The 15965-nt window shown below is 32.8% G+C and carries 16 protein-coding genes; all 16 read left to right on the forward strand.

Going from position 1 to position 15965, the window contains the following annotated elements:
• Positions 1 to 27: 27 nt before the first annotated feature.
• The 16 genes from QNH69_RS05710 (at position 28) to QNH69_RS05785 (ending at position 15964) form a co-directional block, all read left to right on the forward strand.
• Complete coding sequence (locus QNH69_RS05710) at positions 28 to 3495, forward strand: DNA polymerase III subunit alpha (RefSeq protein ID WP_282929593.1); 3468 nt, start codon at positions 28 to 30, stop codon at positions 3493 to 3495.
• Entirely contained in the window at positions 3492 to 4451 is a 960-nt protein-coding gene (gene pfkA, locus QNH69_RS05715) for a 6-phosphofructokinase (protein ID WP_282929594.1), read from the forward strand. Before QNH69_RS05710 ends, pfkA begins: the two co-directional genes overlap by 4 nt.
• 14 nt (positions 4452 to 4465) lie before the next feature.
• Positions 4466 to 6244, forward strand: a complete 1779-nt coding sequence (gene pyk, locus QNH69_RS05720) for a pyruvate kinase (RefSeq protein ID WP_282929595.1) — start codon at positions 4466 to 4468, stop codon at positions 6242 to 6244.
• Positions 6244 to 7494, forward strand: a complete 1251-nt coding sequence (gene rlmD, locus QNH69_RS05725) for a 23S rRNA (uracil(1939)-C(5))-methyltransferase RlmD (protein WP_282929596.1) — start codon at positions 6244 to 6246, stop codon at positions 7492 to 7494. Before pyk ends, rlmD begins: the two co-directional genes overlap by 1 nt.
• A 229-nt stretch (positions 7495 to 7723) precedes the next feature.
• Positions 7724 to 8497, forward strand: coding sequence for a replication initiator protein A (locus tag QNH69_RS05730; protein WP_282929597.1), 774 nt, complete (start codon positions 7724 to 7726; stop codon positions 8495 to 8497).
• Complete coding sequence (locus tag QNH69_RS05735; protein WP_282929598.1) at positions 8494 to 9321, forward strand: ATP-binding protein; 828 nt, start codon at positions 8494 to 8496, stop codon at positions 9319 to 9321. Before QNH69_RS05730 ends, QNH69_RS05735 begins: the two co-directional genes overlap by 4 nt.
• Positions 9314 to 9799: a PcfB family protein gene (locus tag QNH69_RS05740; RefSeq protein ID WP_000606600.1), complete on the forward strand. Its 486-nt coding sequence runs from the start codon at positions 9314 to 9316 to the stop codon at positions 9797 to 9799. Before QNH69_RS05735 ends, QNH69_RS05740 begins: the two co-directional genes overlap by 8 nt.
• Positions 9796 to 10530, forward strand: a complete 735-nt coding sequence (locus QNH69_RS05745) for a phage antirepressor KilAC domain-containing protein (RefSeq protein ID WP_282929599.1) — start codon at positions 9796 to 9798, stop codon at positions 10528 to 10530. Before QNH69_RS05740 ends, QNH69_RS05745 begins: the two co-directional genes overlap by 4 nt.
• Positions 10523 to 12313, forward strand: coding sequence for a VirD4-like conjugal transfer protein, CD1115 family (locus QNH69_RS05750; protein WP_282929600.1), 1791 nt, complete (start codon positions 10523 to 10525; stop codon positions 12311 to 12313). Before QNH69_RS05745 ends, QNH69_RS05750 begins: the two co-directional genes overlap by 8 nt.
• 63 nt (positions 12314 to 12376) lie before the next feature.
• Positions 12377 to 12895 carry a ClbS/DfsB family four-helix bundle protein gene (locus QNH69_RS05755; RefSeq protein WP_001258253.1) on the forward strand — a complete coding sequence of 173 codons (519 nt, stop codon included), beginning with the start codon at positions 12377 to 12379 and terminating at the stop codon, positions 12893 to 12895.
• A 37-nt stretch (positions 12896 to 12932) separates the two neighbouring features.
• Positions 12933 to 13355 carry an SRPBCC family protein gene (locus QNH69_RS05760; protein ID WP_282929601.1) on the forward strand — a complete coding sequence of 141 codons (423 nt, stop codon included), beginning with the start codon at positions 12933 to 12935 and terminating at the stop codon, positions 13353 to 13355.
• Between the two features lie 67 nt (positions 13356 to 13422).
• Positions 13423 to 14040, forward strand: coding sequence for an SAP domain-containing protein (locus QNH69_RS05765; RefSeq protein ID WP_282929602.1), 618 nt, complete (start codon positions 13423 to 13425; stop codon positions 14038 to 14040).
• A gap of 221 nt (positions 14041 to 14261) precedes the next feature.
• Positions 14262 to 14573 (forward strand): single-stranded DNA-binding protein, encoded by a 312-nt coding sequence (locus QNH69_RS05770; protein ID WP_282929603.1) that lies wholly within the window; start codon positions 14262 to 14264, stop codon positions 14571 to 14573.
• A gap of 1 nt (position 14574) precedes the next feature.
• A complete protein-coding gene (locus QNH69_RS05775; protein WP_000394204.1) occupies positions 14575 to 14790 on the forward strand; it encodes a Maff2 family mobile element protein in 216 nt (71 codons plus the stop codon).
• Positions 14791 to 14800: 10 nt separating this feature from the next.
• Positions 14801 to 15664, forward strand: a complete 864-nt coding sequence (locus QNH69_RS05780) for a VirB6/TrbL-like conjugal transfer protein, CD1112 family (RefSeq protein ID WP_000466919.1) — start codon at positions 14801 to 14803, stop codon at positions 15662 to 15664.
• Between the two features lie 9 nt (positions 15665 to 15673).
• Positions 15674 to 15964: a hypothetical protein gene (locus QNH69_RS05785; protein ID WP_282929604.1), complete on the forward strand. Its 291-nt coding sequence runs from the start codon at positions 15674 to 15676 to the stop codon at positions 15962 to 15964.
• The last annotated feature ends 1 nt before the right edge of the window (position 15965 follow it).

Genomic DNA, 15965 nt, shown 5'->3' on the forward strand with positions numbered 1-15965 from the left:
CAAGTCTTTTTTAATTAAGGATTAAGTATGGAAAATAAATTTACTCACCTACATGTGCATACAGAATATTCACTATTAGATGGATTTTCTAGGATAAATCAACTACTTGATAGGTGTCAAGAATTGAATATGGATTCTATTGCCATAACAGACCACGGGCAGATGTATGGGGTCATAGAATTTTATAAGGCAGCCAAGGCTAGAAATATCAAGCCAATAATAGGTTGTGAAGTCTATATATCAGAAGATGATCATCTTAAAAAAGATCCTAGCAATAAGCGCTACTACCATTTGATTTTGCTTGCCAAAAACAAAGAGGGCTATAAGAATTTACTAAAAATAGTATCTGAAGCCTATGTAAATGGATTTTATTACAAGCCAAGGATTGACTTTGACTTTATAAAAAATCACAAGGATGGGCTCATCGCCCTAAGTGCTTGCCTAAATGGCGAAGTAAATCAGAGAATTTTAGAAAATGATATCAAAAAGTCCTATGAAACAGCCCAAAAATACAAGGACTTATTTGGCAAAGATAATTATTACTTGGAGCTGCAAAACCATGGTCTAAGGGAACAAAGGCAGGTTAATGAAGTTTTAGACAAAATACACAAAGACTTGGACATAGAACTTGTTGCCACTAACGATGTGCATTACATAAACAAGGAAGATGCTTATTACCAAGACGTACTCTTGTGTGTGCAGACAGGTTCTTTGATCAAGGATGAAGATAGGATGAAAATGCCTGCCGATGAGTTTTATCTAAAAAGTTACGACGAAATGCAGGCGATTTTTAAAGACTATGATAGGGCATTAGCAAATACCCAAAAGATTGCAGATATGTGTAATCTAGAAATTGAATTTCACAATCCTCACCTTCCATACTTTAGCAAATTACCAGAGAATACTACAAACCTTGAGTATTTGACCGATTTGGTTGACCAAGGCTTGGCAAAAAAGTATGAAAATGTGACTGAAGAAATTAGATCACGTGCCCAAAAAGAGATTACCGTAATCAACAATATGGGTTATATAGATTACTTTTTGATAGTATGGGACTTTGTAAAATATGCCAAAGACCATGACATAGCAGTAGGGCCAGGCCGTGGTTCGGCAGCAGGCTCCATTGTCTCCTATGCCTTAGACATCACCCAAATAGATCCGATTAAATACCATTTAATCTTTGAGCGTTTTCTAAACCCCGAAAGGGTATCTATGCCAGATATAGACATAGACTTCGACTACGTCAGACGTGACGAAGTAGTAGAATATGTAAACGAACTTTATGGCAGGGACCACGTATCTCAAATTGTAACTTTTGGTAGGATGCAGGCTAGAAATGCCATAAGAGATGTGGGAAGAGTCCTTGATATTTCTTATGGCAAGGTTGATAGGATAGCGAAATTAGTTCCACAGGTGATTAATATGACCCTCGATAGGGCCCTTGAGGAATCGGATAAGTTCAGGGAAGCCTATCAAAATGATGCAGAAAGCAAGAGACTTATCGACACTGCAAGAAAACTAGAAGCTCTTCCTCGTCACACTTCAATACATGCGGCTGGAGTTGTAATGAGCAAGGAAATCTTGACAGACATAGTACCTTTGGCCTTATCAAATGATCTTGTAGTCACCCAATACAATATGACTGAAATAGAAGAGCTGGGTCTACTAAAGATGGATTTTTTGGGACTTAGAAACCTTACAGTTATCAAGGATACCATAAAGGATGTCAAAAAAAACCGTGGCATAGAAATTGATATAGAACAGATAGATGAAAATGATCCAAATGTCATAAAACAGTTTAATAAGGCTAAAACCATAGGCTTATTCCAATTTGAGTCTGCTGGAATGAGAAATTTCCTTAAAAACTTAAAGCCGACAGTTTTTGATGATCTTATAGCAGCAAACTCATTATTTAGGCCAGGGCCAATGGATGAAATACCAACCTACATCCACAACAAAAACAATCCTGAAGACATAACATATATTGATGAGAAATTAAAGCCAATACTTGGAGTGACTTATGGAATCATAGTTTACCAAGAGCAGGTAATGCAAATAGTTCAACAGCTTGGAGGTTTTTCTCTAGGAGAGGCTGACAATCTAAGACGTGCTATGAGTAAGAAAAAAATGGATGTCATGGAAGCCAATAGAGAAGTATTTGTCCATGGCAAGGTCGATGAAGATGGCAATGTCTTAGTACCAGGATGTATCAGAAATGGCGTAAGCGAGAAAAATGCAAATATAATTTATGATGAAATGATATCTTTTGCCAAGTACGCCTTTAACAAATCTCACTCAGCAGCATATTCATTGGTTGCTATACAAACAGCATATTTGAAACACTATTTCCCAGAAGAATATATGGCCAATCTCATATCATCTGTCATGGACAATACATCTAAGCTATATGCTTATATAAGCGAAACCAAATCAATGGGAATTGATCTGATAGCCCCAGATGTCAACATTTCCTACGAAAATTTCCATGCAAAAGATGGGAAAATAATCTTTGGCCTTTCAGCTATAAAAAATCTAGGAATAAACTTTATAAATGCAATTGTAGGTAGTCGTAATGAGGGAGAGAAATTTTCAAATTTCAAAGATTTCTTAGAACGAGTTGAGGCCTACGACTCAAGAGCTCTTAACAAAAAAGGTCTTGAGTCACTTATAAAGGCTGGTGCTTTTGATTCTATGGGATATATGAGAAGTAGGCTTATGGCTGTCTATGAGTCAGCTATGACCAATGTTCATGAGGGTCAAAAGATAAATGTCAAGGGCCAAATGAACCTTCTAGACTTTGCCGATGATTCAGCTACCAAGTCAACAGATGATATCAATATGCCAGAAATCAACGAATATCCCAAAAAAGTCAAGTTATCTTTGGAAAAAGATGTACTAGGTTTTTATATATCTGACCATCCTTTAAGTGATGCTAGCGATAGGCTATCAAAGCTAGTAAATTTCAAGACTTCATTCAAAGAAGAACTGACAGACTTAGAGATCCAGAGATTGGACAACAAATATGTTACAATGGCTGGAATTATTACTGGAAAATCTGAGATAATGACTAAGTCAAGGACTCTTATGTCCTTTGCAAGCTTGGAAGATATGTACGGTACAATTGAAATGGTTATTTTCCCAGAGACATACAGAAAATATAGGAATTTGATCGAAGAAGATAATGTAGTCCTAGTAAAGGGTAAATTACAAGTAGATGAAAATGATGTGAAATTACTTACATCAGAATTTATAGACATCGAAAGTTTGAATCTTGATATTTTATACCTGAAAACTGAATATAACAGGTATAATGATTTAAGGAGGATATTACAAGAATCCCAGGGAGACACCCCTGTTGTGATATATTTTGCGGATAAGAATAAATCAGTCAAACTTGACCAGAAACTTTGGATTAATATTAATGATAATTTAATGGAAAAACTGTATAATTTTCTTGGATTTGAAAATATTATATTAGATGGAGGAGAATTATGAAAACTATAGGAATTTTAACAAGTGGTGGCGATGCACCAGGTATGAACTCTGCCATTAGGGCTGCAGTTCGTACAGCATTAAGTAGTGGAATGAGAGTAAAGGGTATCAGAAATGGATACGATGGCTTGATGAAAGGTGATATCTATGAGATGAATGTATCATCTGTTGCAGATATCATACATAAGGGTGGTACTATACTTGGTACTGCAAGAAGCCTAGAATTTAAAGGTAAGAAGGGACAAGAAAGAGGTGCCCAAATCCTAAGAGATTATGGTATAGGGGGCCTTATTGTAATCGGTGGTGATGGTTCCTTCCAAGGAGCAAAGGCTCTTTCAGATCTTGGTATCAAAACTGTAGGAATCCCAGGAACCATAGATAATGATATGGGATACACAGACTTTACAATTGGATTTTTTACAGCAATTGAGACAGTATCTGATGCTGTAGGCAAACTTCGTGATACATCAAGTTCTCACGGTAGGGCTGTTGTAATAGAAGTAATGGGCAGAAATTGTGGAGACTTGGCACTATTTTCTGGCCTTGCTGGTGGTGCAGAATCTATCATAGTACCTGAACACGAATTTTCAATAGATGAAATCATAGAAAAAATGGAACACGGTAAGGCTAGAGGCAAGCTCCACCATCTTATAACCCTAGCAGAGGGAGTTGGAGATCCATACTCTGTAGCAAATGAACTAGAAGAAAAGACTGGAATTGAAACAAAGGTTACAGTCTTAGGTCACGTGCAAAGAGGTGGTTCACCATCAACAGTTGATAGACTACTAGGTTCAACAATGGGAGCTCACGCAGTAGAACTTTTACAAGAAGAGAAAACAGGACTAGCTATTGGATATGCTAATGGTAAACTAATTGAAGTTAGCATTGATGAAGCAGTAAATTCTAAGTCACAGTTTAACGAGAAGCTATACGCATTAGCAAATAATCTTTCACGATAGAAAGGAATCATAATATGAATCAAATGCCAGATCACTTAAAAAAGACAAAAATTGTTTGTACTATTGGTCCATCATCTGAAGCACCAGAAATCCTTGAAGAACTTGTAAAAAGTGGGATGAATGTTGCAAGACTTAATTTTTCCCACGGTACACACGAAGAACACTTAGAAAAAATCAAAACTATAAGAAAAATTAGACGCAAATTAAATACACCTATAGCTATAATGTTAGATACTAAGGGACCAGAAATTAGAACTGGTAACTTTGACGTTGACGAAATTTTCCTAAAGCCAGGAGATACATTTATCCTTACAACTAGGGATGTGATTGGTAACCAAGATATAGTATCAGTATCTTATGCTGGTTTGCCAGAAGATGTAGAAGTGGGAAGCGAAATATTTATAGACGATGGTCTAGTACAACTAGAAGTAGTTGATATAAAAGATGGCACAGACGTAGTTTGTAAAGCACTAAATAACGGTGTTTTATCCAATCACAAGGGTGTAAACCTACCAGGACGTCAAACAAATCTACCAGCAATAACACCTAAAGATATTGATGATATCAAGTTTGGTATAGAAAATGATATTGACTTCATAGCTGCATCATTCGTCCGCAAAAAAGAAGACGTATATGACATCAGAAGAGTTCTAGAAGATCACGGTGGAGAAAATATCAAAATCATTTCAAAAATAGAATCTCAAGAAGGTGTAGATAACCTCGATGAAATCATCGAAGCTTCTGATGGTATCATGGTTGCTCGTGGTGATTTGGGTATAGAAATCCGTACAGAACTTATTCCAATTGTCCAAAAAGAGATGATCAGAAAGGCAAACCTTGCATCCAAACCAGTAATAACTGCAACACAAATGCTTGACTCTATGATTAGAAACCCAAGGCCAACTCGTGCAGAAACAACAGACGTAGCCAATGCTATCATAGACGGAACAGACTGTGTCATGCTATCTGGTGAGACAGCTGGAGGAAAATATCCAGTAGAAGCAGTTCGTACTATGAGAAACATCTGTATAACGACAGAATTATCAGATGACTTTAATAAGAATGTATACGAAACAGACATATCAAGCTTTAACAACGTAACAAACTCTATTGCAAGAAACACTTGTGAAATTGCCAAGGAACTTGAAGCATCAGCTATCATTTCATGTACATCAAGTGGTAATACATCAAGAGTAATCTCTAAATTTAAACCAAGAACTAATATAGTTGCAGCCACAACAACAGAAAAAGTTGCAAGACAACTATCAGTTGTTTGGGGAGTATATCCAATAGTAATCCAAGAAGCCAAAGAAACAGATGAATTAATCGAAAGAGCAATATTTGGAGCTATCAACGAAAATTATGTTAATGAGGGAGACTTGACAGTAGTAACAGCTGGTATCCCATTAGGCGTATCTGGTAACTCAAACTTAATAAAAGTTCATATCATAGGCGACATCATTACGAGTGGTACAGGTATAGGAACTAAGTCTGTAGCAGGAAAAGTATGCCTAGCATCAACCAAAAAAGAACTAGAAGAGAAATTTGAAGAAGGGGATATCCTAGTAGCCAAATTTACAGACTCTGATATCACAGAATACATCGAAAAAGCAAAAGCTATAGTAACAGAAGAAGGTGGACTAACAAGCCATACTGCTATATCCGCAGTACACTTTGGAATTCCAGCAGTAGTAGGTGCATTTAACATCAGAAACTTAGTAAATGATGGTGATATAATCACAGTAGATCCAATAGGTGGAGTAATTTACAAGGGAGAAACAAAAGTTATCTAATGATCCTAAAAGATTTAAAGATAATTGATATCATCCAAGACGGCAGAGGAGTAGCAAGAACAGATGCAAAAACAGTTTTTGTAGAAAACGCAATCTATGGCGAGACTCTTGATGCCGAAATCATAGCTGAAAAGAAAAATTTCTTAGAAGCTAGGAAAATAAAAACAAATATAAAAAGCAAATTTGAAAGAAAACCTCCATGTCCATATTTTTATGAATGTGGGGGTTGTTCTATAATGGATATCAATTATGACACACAAATAAAATTAAAAAAGAACTTGATAAAAAATGCCATAAAAAAATCAACACATCTAGAAATTGAAGATATTGAAATCATTGAAAGTCCAGAATTCGCATATAGAAACAAGATTCACTTACAAGTAGACAAAGACGGTGGCCTAAATTATCTTAAAAAATACTCAGATGAAAAAGTTAAAATAAATAATTGTCTGATAGCAAGTGATTATATAGGTCAAAATTTAGGTCAAATAGAAGAAATAAGTAAAGAAATCAATGGGAAATTCGACGGAGTTATTACTGAAATCTCCATTCGCACAAACAATAAAGACATCTTATTAAATCTTTACGGAACTTATGATAAAGACTGTCAAAAATACATCAAAAAGAACTGGCAAAATTCAAAATTTCATATCAATTTGATAGACAGAAGAAAGGCATATGCAATAAATGGCAATGGCAAGTTAGACTTTAAAATAAAGGATAAAACATTTAAAATCAGTGCAGATGACTTCTACCAAGTAAACCAATATCAAATAGAAAATCTCTATGGTGTAGCAAGAGAATTTTTAGGAGAAAATCAAAAACTCCTAGACCTCTACTGCGGAAGCGCAACAAGCTCCATGTCAATCAATGACGATCACATAGTAGGAATAGAAATCAACAAAAATGCTATCAAAGATGCCAAAGAAAATGCCAAAAGAAATGGTTTAAAAGATTATAAATTCATAGCAAAAAACGCAAAGTTTATCGATAGCAAATTCATAAAAGAAAATAAAATCGATGCAATAACAGTAGACCCACCAAGGGCAGGCCTAGACAAAGAAGTAGTAAAAACAATTGCCAATGCTGGCATAGACAAAATAGTCTACATATCCTGCAACCCTCAAACATTAGCCAGGGATATCAAAAGATTTATGGATAGGGGCTATGAACTTAAAAAATTAAAGGCAGTAGATATGTTCCCTCAGACTATGCATGTGGAGACTATAGCGTTGATACAAAAGATGTAAATTTAGAAATCCTGCATTTTAAGCAGTTTCATAAGCATTTTGTCTTCGATAAAGATGAAGAAGGATACGTCAAAAAGACCCCAAAAAACTACATGGACGTAAGAGTAGTTTTACAACTGGTATGAGGAGACACAAAGAAAAATATAATAAGATAAAACCCATTTTATACTTTCTACAAGAGTAGCTTAAATAAGGCTGCTCTTTTTTATTTTAAAGAAAGGAGGTAAGGATGAATTTTGATTATTTTTATAATAGGCAATCTGAAATGTATAACTTCATTAGGTTACCTATGGTATTAATGGAAGATGAGATTTTTAAGAGCATTTCTATTGAAGCTAAAGTTTTGTATTCATATATGCTTAATCGAATGGGTCTTTCATATAAAAATGGCTGGATAGATGAAGATGGAAAAGTCTTTATTTACTACACAATAGAAAGAATAAAAGATCAATTTAATTGTGCGAGTGAAAAAGCAAATAAATTAATATCTGAACTTGATATTAAATCAGGAATAGGACTGATTGAAAAGAAAAGACAAGGACTGGGAAAGCCTAATAGAATTTATGTTAAAGACTTTATGAGCATATTTAATAATATGGAATTAAAAAATCAAGAAGTTCGAAAAACAAAATTACAGAAGTTCGATAATCGAAATTCAAGAGATTCGAATATCGAAAGTCAAGATTTTCGAAAATCGGAAGGTAACTATAACAATATTAGTAATAATGAGTTAAGAAATAATGATTTTAATAAAGGGCAAAAGTCTTATGGAATATATAAAAATATATTTTTGACTGATGAAGAATACAAGGACTTAACAAATGAGTTAGGAATCAGAATTAGTGAGTACATTGATAGGCTCTCATCTTATATGAAAGCAAATAACAGAGTGTATCAAGACCACAAGGCAACGATAATCAATTGGTATCTTAATGATCAGGCAAAAAACATTAATGATAATACAACAAGGAAAATGAATTACGATATAGGAGAGAGTTTATGACAAGCTTAAAAGATTTTGTATTAAGAGAAAATGATATTGAGAGAAATGGTCATATTTATTGTAAGGTATGTGGCAAAAGAGTCGATGGAGAATTACTTGACATTGGATTTACAAAGTTTATTCCAAGAATTAAATGTGAGTGTGAAATAAAGAGAGATAAGGAAAATGAAGCAAGAGAAAGACTAATGAAAATATCATCGCTAAAAAAAGATTGCTTCTCATCGCCAATCCAACACCAGTATACTTTTGAGAAATTCTTAAATGAAAAAGGTCAAGCTTACAAGGTTGCTTACAATTATGCCAAGAGTTTTGAGCAAATGAAGGAAGACAATGTTGGACTGTTATTTTATGGAGATGTTGGCAGTGGAAAGACTTATCTTGCTTGTTCTATTGCAAATGAATTAATTGAAAGAGAACAAGTTAAAGTTAAGATTATGAATTTATCTCAGGTTATAAATCAAATACAGAAATCAGCATTTAAGCTAGATTCAAATGAAATTATTAATAACCTCTCTAATATTCCTTTGTTAATCTTAGATGACCTTGGAATTGAAAGAGATACATCTTATGCAAGAGAACAAGTATATAACATTATAAACTCAAGATACTTAAAGGGTAAGCCGACAATTTTTACTACAAACTTATCATTGGAAATTATTCAAAACCCTAATATTGACCTTGAGTATCAGAGAATATATTCAAGAATACTTGAAATGACAATACCAGTTAAAGTTACAGGAGAAGATTTTAGAAGAAAAATCCATCAAGAGAAGTTAAGAAAATACAAAGAGTTACTTTTATATGGAGGTGGAATAGATGATTAATGAAGAAGTATCTAGGTCAAGTCTTAATCTTGAAGTAAGACTTGCAAAAGCAACAAGTAAAGCAATTCTTGATGCCTTAAAGAAAGTACACAAGCAAATAGAGGAACAAGGAGGCTTGAAAAATGTAATAAAAAATAATGGAGAAGAAGTAAAACTAAAGGATATGGTTAAAAAGGGACAGTTAGAAGAAATTAATCTAAAAGATCCTGAGTTAAAAGAACTAAAGAAAATTTTAAATAAACACGGAGTGAAGTTTTCTGTTATGAAAGATAAGGAAACTGGTAACCACTCTGTGTTTTTTCAATCTAAGGATATAAAGGTAATGGAACATGCCTTTAAAAAAGCAGTTAAGGCTTCTGAAAGAAAGGCCGATAGAAAAGATTCAATAACAAAGACAATAAATAAGTTTAAAGATATGGCTAAGGACACCATTAGCAAAGATAAAGTTAAAAATAAACATAAGGAGCAAAGCTTATGATAAGTAATTTAAAAACATTTGAAAATAAGAATTTTGGGAAACTCACTGTTATAGAAAAAGACGGTGAGTTTTTCTTTATAGCAAATGAAGTAGCAACTATGCTAGGATATGTCAATCCAAGAAAAGCTGTTTATGACCATGTAGATGAGGAAGATAAGGGTGTAACGAAATGGAACACCCCTGGAGGAATACAGAATATTTCAATAATTAACGAATCAGGATTGTATTCACTTATCCTTTCATCAAAACTACCACAAGCAAAAATATTCAAAGCTTGGGTAACTAGAGAAGTCTTACCAAGTATTAGAAAAAACGGAGGATATATAGTAGGGCAAGAAAAGAAAACTAATGAAGATCTACTTGCAGATGCAATTCTTGTAGCCAATAGAATTATTGCCGAAAGAGAAGAAGAGATTGAAGAATTAAGAACAAAGGCAGACTATTATGACAAATTAGTAGATTATAATCTACTTACAAACTTTAGAAATACTGCCAAAGAGTTAGGAATACCACAAAATCAGTTTATAAGTTTTCTAATGGATAAAGGATTAATTTATAGAGATAAGAAAAAGAAACTCTTACCTTATGCAGATAAGAACAAGGGATATTTTGAAGTAAAGGAATGGGTTGATCCACTAGGTACACTTGTAGGAATACAAACATTTATAACACCAAAGGGAAGACACTACCTACTAATTTTATTAGATAGTGAAGGTTTCTACGATGAATAAGGTATTAGAAGCCATTCTTTCTGATATTAAAAACCTAATTAAAATAGACAACCCAAAGAAATTTATATTATCAAACATTCCCTATCTATCATTTTTCTATATTGGAAATATTTTTTCTAAGCACATCAATTCTTATGTAGGAGGAGATATTATTGATAGAATAATGGTAGGAATTTCTGATATAGGAACTTTATCCTATATACCAAGCCTTAATCCAAGGGACTTGTTAGTAGGTGTTTTTGTTGCTGGTATTGTTAAACTAATTGTTTATATCAAAGGAAAAAATAAAAAGAAATATAGGCAAGGTAAGGAATATGGATCTGCAAGATGGGGAGAAAATAAGGATATTGCTCCATATATTGATCCAAAGTTTGAAAACAATGTTCTTATAACTAATACCGAAAGACTTACAATGAACTCAAGACCTAAAAACCCTAAATATGCTAGAAATAAAAATGTATTAGTAATAGGTGGTTCTGGATCAGGTAAGACAAGATTTTATGTAAAGCCAAATCTAATGCAAATGCACTCTTCCTATGTAGTAACAGACCCTAAAGGCACACTTGTGTTAGAGTGTGGAAAAATGCTCTATGAAAATGGATATGATATAAAGATATTAAATACAATAAACTTTAAAAAATCTATGAAATACAATCCCTTTGCTTATTTGAGAAGTGAAAAAGATATTTTAAAGCTTGTTCAAACCATAATTGCCAATACCAAGGGAGATGGAGAAAAGGCAGGAGAAGATTTCTGGGTAAAGGCTGAAAAGTTATATTACACTGCCCTCATCGGTTATATTTATTATGAAGCACCAGAAGAAGAAAAGAACTTTAAGACACTATTGGATATGATTGACGCAAGTGAAGTTAGAGAAGATGACGAAACCTATATGAACCCAATTGATAGGCTCTTTGAGGCTCTTGAAAAGAAAGACCCAAGTCATTTTGCAGTTAAGCAATATAAGAAATATAAGCTGGCAGCAGGAAAAACTGCTAAGTCCATTTTAATATCATGTGGAGCAAGACTAGCACCTTTTGATATAAGAGAGCTTAGAGAACTAATGAGCGAAGATGAATTAGAACTTGATAAAATTGGAGATAGGAAAACAGCTTTGTTCGTAATAATATCAGATACAGATGATACCTTTAACTTTGTAGTTTCAATAATGTATTCTCAATTATTTAATCTACTATGTGATAAGGCAGATGATGTGTATGGTGGAAGACTTCCAGTTCATGTTAGGTGTCTACTTGATGAGTTTGCAAATATCGGTTTGATTCCTAAATTTGAAAAACTAATAGCGACAATTCGTTCAAGAGAAATATCGGCAAGTATAATACTACAAGCACAATCTCAATTAAAAGCAATTTATAAAGACCATGCAGATACAATAGTTGGTAACTGCGACTCTACACTCTTTTTAGGAGGAAAAGAAAAAACAACAGTAAAAGAATTATCAGAAACCTTAGGAAAAGAAACTATAGACCTATATAACACATCAGAAACAAGATCCAACCAAAAATCTTTTGGTCTAAATTACCAAAAAACTGGTAAGGAACTTATGAGTCAAGATGAAATAACTGTAATGGATGGCGGTAAATGTATATACCAACTAAGAGGAGTAAGACCTTTCTTGTCAGATAAATTTGATATTACAAAGCATAAGAATTACAAGTTGTTGGAAGATTATGATAAGAGAAACTTGTTTGATGTGGAAGAGTATTTAAAGAATAGAGATAAAATAAAAATAAACAGGAACAGTTTGATTACAAGATTATGAATTAAGCTTAGGATAAAAATATTTTTGGTATAATATCTATATATAAACCATGGAGGTAGGCATATGAGGTCTTATGAAAGTAATGAAGAATTAAAAAATGAGATAAAGAAAACTTTTGAAAAGTATATTTCTGAGTTTGATAATATACCGGAAGAACTAAAAGACAAAAAAGTAGAAGAAGTTGATAGGACACCGGCAGAAAATCTTGCCTATCAAGTAGGTTGGACAACTTTACTCTTAAAATGGGAAGAAGATGAGAAAAAAGGACTGGAAGTTAAAACGCCATCAGATAATTTCAAATGGAATCAACTTGGAGAATTATATAAGTGGTTTACAGATACTTATGCTCATAAATCTTTAAAGGAGCTAAAAGAACAACTAACACAAAATGTAGAAAATATTTGTCTTATGATAGATGAATTAACAGATGAGGAGTTATTTAAACCCCATATGAGAAAATGGGCGGATGAAGCAACAAAAACCGCAACTTGGGAAGTTTATAAATTTATTCATGTAAATACAGTAGCGCCATTTGGAACATTTAGGACTAAGATTAGGAAATGGAAGAAATTAGTTCTATAGATAGAAAAGTATAAATAAGTTTACTTAGGAGGATTTTATGGCAGTTGCAAATATCAAAGTTACATTAAATTGCCCAATAGAAAAAGTATGGGATAAAGTTACTGACCTTCGTGATTTTGGTTGGAGAAGTGATATCAAAGATATCAAAATTATTGATGATAAGAATTTTGTAGAGATTACAAAAGATGGGATAGAAACAAATTTTAAAGTTATAGAATATACGAAACATCAATGCTGGTCTTTTGAAATTGAAAACGCAAATATAAAAGGAACTTGGATAGGAAAATTTTATTCGAATGGAGATAAAACAACATTAGATTTTACAGAAAATGTTATTTCTAAAAAATTTATATTTAAACCTTTTGTAGGATTATATTTAAGAAACCAACAAAAACTGTATTTTAAAGATTTGAAGGAAGCACTTAATTGTGAAGAAGCAAGTCATGTTCAAGTGTTATGAAAATAATAAAATAGATAAATTGGAGTAGCCTATTCATATATTTATATCTTTTCGAAAGGATAAAACAATGATAGAAAGTAGACCTAAGTTTGATAAAATCACATCGTTTGATGAGTTTAATAAATACTATTGGTATCGTGAAGAACTTTCACAGATATGCAAGTTATTAGGATTAGAATATAGAGGTACAAAACAAGAACTCACTTATATTATTGAGCAGTACTTTAAGGGTGATGTGATTAAAAAGTCATCAATAAAAAACATAAAGAAACAAGTTGATTATATTACTTTAGATATGCCTTTACTTGAGTGTGAATTTTCCTTTAATTCAAAATTCAGAGAATATTTTTCTGTTGTAACAGGTGTTTTGCCTTTCAAATTTACTGCAGATATGGCAACGGCTTGGAGAAAAGTAAAAAGAGAAAATGATTTGAGTTTTACAATTCAAGATATGCTCAAAGTTTATTATGGAAAATCAGATTATGCTAAGTATGATAATTCGGTTTGTCAATGGAATCAATTTTTAAAGGATTTTTGTGCAGACGAAAATAGTTGTAACTACTCTAATAAAATACAAGTAGCTGCAATTCTTTGGAAAGAAGTCAGAGATTCAAAAAACAAAAAAGTTTATTCACGAGAACTTATAAAAAAATATGAGGATAAAATAGAAGACTATCACAAGTAAACAGAAACTATTTTTTTGAATGAAAAAATTAATACAGATAGATGTTAGGCGATAGAAATTAAAAACTCTATCGTCTTTTTTTATACTCAAAATTAGGAGGTTATGATGGTAAGGATAAGAAGTCCCACTTAAAACAATTTAATATATAAGACATTTAGCGATTGAAATATAAGTTCAGTCGCTTTTTTAATTGAAATTTATAGATTAAGGAGAAGAAATTAATGGATAGAGAAATGATAAATATTAATGCAAATTTAGTTAAGGAAGCTGAATTTTCAGAATTTGAAAAAGATGGAGAAAATGTTCAAGTAGCAAATTTTGCTCTTGTAAAAAAATATGGAAAGGGCAAAGAATATACAAATTGCTCAGTATATGGAGAAAAGGTAGAAATTGTAAAAGATTTTGAAAAAGGAGATCTAATCCATGTCTTTGGATATTTCAAAGAAAATAAAAAAGGAGATAAGGTCTACAAGAATTTTATAGTTAAATCACTAAACAAAATAGAAAATAAGAAAGAAAATGAGGAGGAATAATATGGAATTTTTTACAGCTGGAGTTGGAGTTTTAAAGACACTTGTAACTGCAATTGGTGCAGGTTTAGGAGCATGGGGAGTTATTAACTTGATGGAAGGTTATGGTAATGATAACCCTGGTGCTAAATCTCAAGGTATTAAGCAGCTTATGGCCGGTGGGGGAATTGTACTAATTGGTATTAAATTAATTCCACTACTTGCAAATGCTTTAAATTAGGAGAAAGTCTATGTTTGGTATCTTTGACAAGCTAACTGAATTTTTTAAGGATATGCTACTCGGAGGTATCAAAGCAAATCTTGAGTCCATGTTCTTAGATATAAATGACAAGGTAGGAGTTATTGCAACTGATGTTGGGAAGACACCAATGGGTTGGAATGGAGAAGTGTATAACTTCATAAAAAACATTAATGATAATGTGATCGTTCCAATAGCAGGTCTTATCATAACAGCAGTTTTATGTATTGAACTCATAAATATGGTTATGCAAAAGAATAATATGCACGATACAGATACTTTTGAGTTTTTCAAATACATTATAAAGATGTTTATAGCAGTCTACCTTGCAAGCCATGCCTTTGAATTTTCAATGGCAGTCTTTGATGTGGCACAAAATCTTGTAAACAAAGCGGCAGGGGTAATCACTACTTCTGCCACTGTTTCAGGAGATCAGATAGTTGCAATGGTTGATACATTAAAAGAAAAAGAAATAGGTGAGCTTTTAATGATATTAGTTGAAACAAGCCTTGTAAGGATTGCAATTCAATGTATATCTTTAACTATTACCTTAATAGTATATGGGCGTATGTTTGAAATATATGTCTACTCATCAGTATCATCCATACCATTTGCGACTATGGGAAATAAAGAATGGGGTCAGATTGGAACAAATTATATCAAGGGACTTTTTGCCTTGGGATTACAAGGTTTGTTTTTGATGGTATGTTTAGGTATCTACACCGTTTTAATAAGGACGGTACAGATTACAGATATTCACGCAAGCTTGTTTAGTATATTAGGATATGCTCTACTACTTGGACTTATGATGTTTAAGAGTGGAACAGTTGCAAAAAGTATTATGAATACGCACTAGGAGGAATAAATGTTAAAAAAGAAAAATTGTGCTTTATTGGGACTTGGAATTTTATTAGGAGGAACTTATGAAATCTTAAAAGAGAAAAAAAGAAATGAAGAGATTAGAAACTTAAAGAGGAGAATAAATAGACTAGGAAGATGTCACAATGAATTTGTTATGTATCAAGGAGAATACAATGACAGAAATGAAGAAAATCAAGAAGAATTAGAAGAAAGAATTAGCTACCTAGAAGAAGAAACAACATCTAATTATGACCATATACTTGAACTTTCCAAAGAAGAAGTAGAGGGAGATTAAA

Source organism: Anaerococcus sp. Marseille-Q7828 (genome assembly GCF_949769285.1).
GTDB lineage: Bacteria > Bacillota > Clostridia > Tissierellales > Peptoniphilaceae > Anaerococcus.

What these genes read in the sequence shown, in the direction of transcription:
- QNH69_RS05780 (WP_000466919.1), top strand. Translation starts at nt 14,801, where the DNA reads ATGTTTGGTATCTTTGACAAGCTAACTGAATTTTTTAAGGATATGCTA.
- QNH69_RS05755 (WP_001258253.1), top strand. Translation starts at nt 12,377, where the DNA reads ATGAGGTCTTATGAAAGTAATGAAGAATTAAAAAATGAGATAAAGAAA.
- QNH69_RS05735 (WP_282929598.1), top strand. Translation starts at nt 8,494, where the DNA reads ATGACAAGCTTAAAAGATTTTGTATTAAGAGAAAATGATATTGAGAGA.
- pyk (WP_282929595.1), top strand. Translation starts at nt 4,466, where the DNA reads ATGAATCAAATGCCAGATCACTTAAAAAAGACAAAAATTGTTTGTACT.
- QNH69_RS05770 (WP_282929603.1), top strand. Translation starts at nt 14,262, where the DNA reads ATGGATAGAGAAATGATAAATATTAATGCAAATTTAGTTAAGGAAGCT.
- pfkA (WP_282929594.1), top strand. Translation starts at nt 3,492, where the DNA reads ATGAAAACTATAGGAATTTTAACAAGTGGTGGCGATGCACCAGGTATG.
- QNH69_RS05760 (WP_282929601.1), top strand. Translation starts at nt 12,933, where the DNA reads ATGGCAGTTGCAAATATCAAAGTTACATTAAATTGCCCAATAGAAAAA.
- QNH69_RS05730 (WP_282929597.1), top strand. Translation starts at nt 7,724, where the DNA reads ATGAATTTTGATTATTTTTATAATAGGCAATCTGAAATGTATAACTTC.
- QNH69_RS05740 (WP_000606600.1), top strand. Translation starts at nt 9,314, where the DNA reads ATGATTAATGAAGAAGTATCTAGGTCAAGTCTTAATCTTGAAGTAAGA.
- QNH69_RS05785 (WP_282929604.1), top strand. Translation starts at nt 15,674, where the DNA reads ATGTTAAAAAAGAAAAATTGTGCTTTATTGGGACTTGGAATTTTATTA.
- QNH69_RS05710 (WP_282929593.1), top strand. Translation starts at nt 28, where the DNA reads ATGGAAAATAAATTTACTCACCTACATGTGCATACAGAATATTCACTA.
- QNH69_RS05745 (WP_282929599.1), top strand. Translation starts at nt 9,796, where the DNA reads ATGATAAGTAATTTAAAAACATTTGAAAATAAGAATTTTGGGAAACTC.
- QNH69_RS05775 (WP_000394204.1), top strand. Translation starts at nt 14,575, where the DNA reads ATGGAATTTTTTACAGCTGGAGTTGGAGTTTTAAAGACACTTGTAACT.
- QNH69_RS05750 (WP_282929600.1), top strand. Translation starts at nt 10,523, where the DNA reads ATGAATAAGGTATTAGAAGCCATTCTTTCTGATATTAAAAACCTAATT.
- rlmD (WP_282929596.1), top strand. Translation starts at nt 6,244, where the DNA reads ATGATCCTAAAAGATTTAAAGATAATTGATATCATCCAAGACGGCAGA.
- QNH69_RS05765 (WP_282929602.1), top strand. Translation starts at nt 13,423, where the DNA reads ATGATAGAAAGTAGACCTAAGTTTGATAAAATCACATCGTTTGATGAG.